Source organism: Rhodobaculum claviforme (genome assembly GCF_016653255.1).
Classification (GTDB): Bacteria; Pseudomonadota; Alphaproteobacteria; order Rhodobacterales; family Rhodobacteraceae; genus Rhodobaculum; species Rhodobaculum claviforme.
Genome location: NZ_NHSD01000046.1, coordinates 1 through 3,619 on the forward strand (window position 1 = coordinate 1; position 3,619 = coordinate 3,619).

A 3,619-nucleotide genomic window follows, 5' to 3' on the forward strand; every position below is an offset into this window, starting at 1 on the left:
CCGCCCCCCTGTACAAGGCTGGGCCGTCGCCCTCAGGCCACCAGCCGGGCGCCGTCGTTGCCGGTGATCCGCAGCGGCAGGATCCGGCCCACGGGCTGGGGGGTGCGCAGCGTGACCTCGGTGAATTGTTCGGTGCGGCCCATGTCGGGGCTTTCGGTCAGCACCCGGTGGGCGCGCCCGGTCTGGGCCAGCAGGTGCCGGCCGAGGGCGCCTGCGCCGGCGTCGCGCAGCCGGGCGGCGCGGTCGCGGATCACCGGGCCGGGCAGTTGCGGCATCCGGGCGGCCGGCGTGCCCGGACGGGCGCTGAAGGGGAAAACGTGCAGGAAGGTCAGCCCGCAGGCCTCGATCAGGTCGAGGGACTGGGCGAAGGCGTCCTCGGTCTCGGTGGGAAAGCCCGCGATGATGTCGGCGCCGAAGACGATGTCGGGGCGCAGGCGGCGGGCCTCCTGGCAGAACGCGATGGCGTCCTTGCGCAGGTGGCGGCGCTTCATGCGCTTGAGGATCAGGTCGCAGCCGTGCTGCAGGCTCAGGTGGAGGTGCGGCATCAGCCGGGGTTCCTCGGCCAATGCCGCCATCAGCGCGGGGTCGGCCTCGATCGAATCGATGGAGGAGATGCGCAGGCGGGGCAGCCCCGGCACCAGCCGCAGGATGCGCCGCACCAGATCGCCCAGCCGGGGCTGCCCCGGCAGATCGGCGCCCCAGCTTGTGAGGTCCACGCCGGTGAGGACGACCTCGTTGTAGCCCTCGGCCACCAGCCGCGCGATCTGGTCGACCACCACGCCTGCGGGGACGGAGCGGGAGTTGCCGCGACCATACGGGATGATGCAGAAGGTGCAGCGGTGGTCGCAGCCGTTCTGGACCTGCACATAGGCGCGCGCGCGGGTGCCGAACCCGTCGATCAGGTGGCCCGCGGTCTCCCGAACGGCCATGATGTCGTTGACCTGCACGCGTTCCGTCGACCCGATCAGGTCCGGCGCCAGCCCGGCCCAGGTGGTGGGCTCCATCTTCTCGGCGTTGCCGATGACGTGGGTGACCTCGGGCATGGCGGCAAAGGTCTCGGGCTCCACCTGGGCCGCGCAGCCGGTCACGATGATGGCCGCGCCGGGGTTGGCGCGCGCGAGGCGGCGGATCTCCTGGCGGGCCTTGCGCACGGCCTCGGAGGTCACGGCGCAGGTGTTGACGACGACCGCGTTCTCCACCCCGGCCTGCGCCGCGAGGCGGGTCATCGCCTCGGTCTCGTAGGCGTTGAGGCGACAGCCCAGCGTGGTGAAGACCGGCGCGCTCATGCCAGCGCCGCCAGGAATTCGGGCGTCAGCACCCCGTCGAACACATGCGCGGTCGGACCCGCCAGCCACACGCCGTCGTCGGTCCAGTCGATGTGCAGCGTGCCGCCGTCCACATCCACCGTCACCGCCCGTCCCGTCAGCCCCCGCCGCGCCGCCGCCACCGCGGCCGCACAGGAACACGAGCCGGAGGCCAGCGTGATCCCCGTGCCGCGCTCCCAGATCCGCAGCCGCAGCCGGTCGGGAGCGGTGAGGGTCGCGACCTCCACGTTCGTGCGCTCGGGGAACAGGGGGTGGACCTCGTGGGCGGGGCCGAACGCCTCCAGCGGGACGGCGCAGGCGTCGGGCACGAAGAAGGTGCAGTGCGGGTTGCCCATTCCCGTGGCCACCGGATCGCCCGCGATCGGCAGGTGCAGCGTGTCCATCGCCTGCGCCAGCGGCACGCCGTCCCAGTCCAGCAGCGGCGCGCCCATGTTGACGCGCACGCCATCGGCCGTCCGTTCCGCCCGCAGCACGCCGCGCCCGGTGCGCAGCCGCAGCCGGTCGGCCCCGGTCGCGGCCATCTCGACCGCGGCGATGCAGCGGGTGGCGTTGCCGCAGGCCGCCGACACCGAGCCGTCGGGGTTGTGAAACGTCAGCCGCACCCCCTCCGGATCGGCGTCGATCACCGCCAGCTGGTCGAAGCCCACACCCCGGTGCCGGTCCCCCAGCGCCGCGATCAGCGCGCCCGACAGCGCAATCCCGGCCGCCGGGCCACGGCGGTCGATCACGACGAAATCATTGCCAAGGCCGTGCATCTTGGCGAAGGGCAGGGGGCGCGGGTCGGTCATGGCGCGCATATAGCCGCGCCGCCGCGCCGCCGCCAGTGGGCGGGCGTTGCGGGATGGCCCCGCGCGGGTTACATCCCCGGCGTCGCAAGGGGGCCCAGCATGACCACGCCGCGCAAGCTGTTCGTCAAGACCTATGGCTGTCAGATGAATGTCTATGACAGCGAACGCATGGCCGAGGCGCTGGCGCCTTCGGGCTATGTCACGACCGACCGGGCCGAGGACGCGGACCTGATCCTGCTCAACACCTGCCACATCCGCGAAAAGGCCGCCGAGAAGGTCTATTCCGAGCTGGGCCGGCTCAAGCCGCTCAAGGCCGCCAACCCCGACCTGCGCATCGGCGTGGCGGGCTGCGTGGCCCAGGCCGAGGGCGCCGAGATCGTCGCGCGCGCGCCGTCGGTCGATCTGGTGGTGGGGCCGCAAAGCTATCACCGGCTGCCGGAGCTGGAGGCGCGCGCGCGCCAGGGCGCCCGCGCCATCGACACCGATTTCCCGGCCGAGGACAAGTTCGACGCGCTGCCCGCCCGCCCCAAGGCCGCACGCGGCCCCACGGCGTTTCTGACGGTGCAGGAGGGGTGCGACAAGTTCTGCGCCTTCTGCGTCGTCCCCTATACCCGCGGGGCCGAGGCCAGCCGCCCCCCCGCCCGCATCCTGGCCGAGGCGCGCGATCTGGTGGACCGTGGCGTGCGCGAGATCACGCTGCTGGGCCAGAACGTCAACGCCTATCACGGGGCGGGGGTTGACGGGGAATGGTCGCTGGCGCGGCTGACGGCGGCGCTGGGCGGGATCGAGGGGCTGGCGCGCATCCGCTACACGACCTCGCATCCCTGCGACATGACCGACGACCTGATCGCCGCGCATGGCGAGGGGGGCAAGCTGATGCCCTATCTGCATCTGCCGGTGCAGTCGGGGTCGGACCGTATCCTGAAGGCCATGAATCGCCGCCACACCGCCGAGGAGTACCTGCGCGTCATCGACCGGCTGCGCGCCGCGCGCCCCGACATCCTGCTGAGTTCGGATTTCATCGTGGGCTTCCCCGGCGAGACCGAGGCCGATTTCGCCGATACCCTCGCGCTGATCGAGGCGGTGGGCTTCGGCCAGAGCTACAGCTTCAAGTACTCTCCCCGCCCCGGCACCCCGGCGGCCGAACGCGCGGAGGTCGCCGCGGAGGTCGCCGACGACCGCCTGCAACGCCTCCAGGCGCTGCTGCGCACCCAGGAACAGGCCGCGCAGGCCGCCATGGTGGGCCGTGAGGTGACGGTCCTGTTCGAGAAACCCGGCCGCCTGCCGGGGCAGATGGTGGGCAAGTCCGAGTACCTGCATGCGGTCCACGCCATGGCCCCCGGTGTGACGCCCGGCACCCTGTGCCGTGTGCGCATCACCGAAAGTGCCGCGCATTCGCTGGGTGGCGAGGTCGTGGCGGAATAGCGCGGGCGGTCCTCCCGCCGGCGGCGCGGGGCAGGTCCCATCGCGCCGGGGCACCCGCCACCCCCACTTGGCGGCCCCCAT

The 3,619-nt window shown here is 72.5% G+C and carries 3 protein-coding genes; 1 reads left to right on the forward strand and 2 read right to left on the reverse strand.

What is annotated here, in order from left to right; translation table 11 throughout:
• Window positions 1-32: 32 nt before the first annotated feature.
• Together mtaB and dapF are read right to left on the reverse strand one after the other, a co-directional pair.
• Complete coding sequence (mtaB, locus tag CCR87_RS00675) at window positions 33-1,286, reverse strand: tRNA (N(6)-L-threonylcarbamoyladenosine(37)-C(2))-methylthiotransferase MtaB (RefSeq protein ID WP_201155407.1); 1,254 nt, start codon at window positions 1,284-1,286, stop codon at window positions 33-35.
• A complete protein-coding gene (gene dapF / locus CCR87_RS00680; protein ID WP_201155408.1) occupies window positions 1,283-2,122 on the reverse strand; it encodes a diaminopimelate epimerase in 840 nt (279 codons plus the stop codon). Before dapF ends, mtaB begins: the two co-directional genes overlap by 4 nt.
• A 90-nt stretch (window positions 2,123-2,212) precedes the next feature.
• Between dapF and miaB the strand changes: the two genes are divergently transcribed.
• The gene (gene miaB, locus CCR87_RS00685; RefSeq protein ID WP_201155409.1) at window positions 2,213-3,538 is read left to right on the forward strand and encodes a tRNA (N6-isopentenyl adenosine(37)-C2)-methylthiotransferase MiaB; all 1,326 of its coding nucleotides are present in this window, start codon (window positions 2,213-2,215) and stop codon (window positions 3,536-3,538) included.
• The last annotated feature ends 81 nt before the right edge of the window (window positions 3,539-3,619 follow it).